Origin of the sequence: Desulfonatronospira sp. MSAO_Bac3 (assembly GCF_003838035.1) — a bacterium.
Taxonomy (GTDB): Bacteria; Desulfobacterota; Desulfovibrionia; order Desulfovibrionales; family Desulfonatronovibrionaceae; genus Desulfonatronospira; species Desulfonatronospira thiodismutans.
Window position 1 is genome coordinate 1 of the sequence record NZ_QYZY01000270.1, and the last position, 1,096, is coordinate 1,096.

Genomic DNA, 1,096 nt, shown 5'->3' on the forward strand with positions numbered 1-1,096 from the left:
AAGAGTTTCCTCCCCGTTTTCCGAAAACAATAACCCCGTCTGCAAAATCCAGAAATTCAGGCCGGCCTGAGGCCTTAGTTTAACAGCATCCTTGGCGGTGCACAATACGTCCTGCACCCCCGTTTTGCGGGCCGATTGAAAAATCTCCTGAACAGCTCTATGATCCAGGGGATGATGATCAGGGAAAATCAAGTGTTTTACTGGCGGATAGCCCAGGAAATCCCAGGCTGAAGAAAAAATTTTTTCAGGCCCGGCTACGGCGGATATAAGCAGGTACTGCCTGCTTTGAATATCATATGTTGATATTTTGTCTCCCAATCTTTGCAGGGAGTTGACCTTTATCCTGAAAAAAATCAACGGTTTCCTGAAGTCTCTCAGCCTGCCATCAGCCAAGCTTTTCATCTCGTCCACAGACTTATCCCGGGTATTCACCAAAAATAAATCCGCCCGCTTCAGGGCCTGCACCCCCTCCCTCCACCTGCCCCCAGGAAAGACCCTGTCCCAGTCCTCCTGCAGATCCCGGGCGGTCAACAGCACCAGGTCCAGGTCCCGGTGCAGTCGCAGGTGCTGAAATCCGTCATCAAGAACAAAAACACTGGGGCTTAAATGCCTCAAAGCCCACCCGGCAGCCCTTTTGCGGCTGGGATCAACCACCACCCGCAAGCGTCCGGGTATTTGCGCAAGCATCAGGGGCTCATCTCCGCAGCAGTCGGGATCATCCAGGGGATGTACCACATGCGGGTAATGCGGCGGCCTGGCCTTGTACCCCCTGCTAAGAAGAACCGGTCTTTGACCCCAGGCGCTCAGTTTTTTCAAAAGATAGGCGCAGACCGGCGTTTTGCCAGTGCCTCCCATGCTGATGTTGCCCACCGACACCACCGGCACCGGCGCAGTCCAGGCCCGCTTGAGCAGATAGTGCTGCCTGAGGAGCATGGCCCGGGCATATATACGAGACGCCGCATGCAGGGCCTTGCCGCCAGCTTTTTTCAGCAGGCCCGATCCTGGCAACCAATCCGGCAACCCCAGCCCCCTTTCTGCTTAATGATGCACTCCAGCCGGAACAGAACCTTAAACCCTGAAGGCAAACCTCAAGTCT

General features: G+C 54.9%; 1 protein-coding gene. It reads right to left on the reverse strand.

Annotated elements, in window-relative coordinates; genetic code table 11:
- The coding region (lpxK, locus tag D5S03_RS09195; protein ID WP_287043625.1) for a tetraacyldisaccharide 4'-kinase at positions 1 to 1,020 on the reverse strand (1,020 nt) is incomplete at its 3' end.
- Between the last annotated feature and the right edge of the window lie 76 nt (positions 1,021 to 1,096).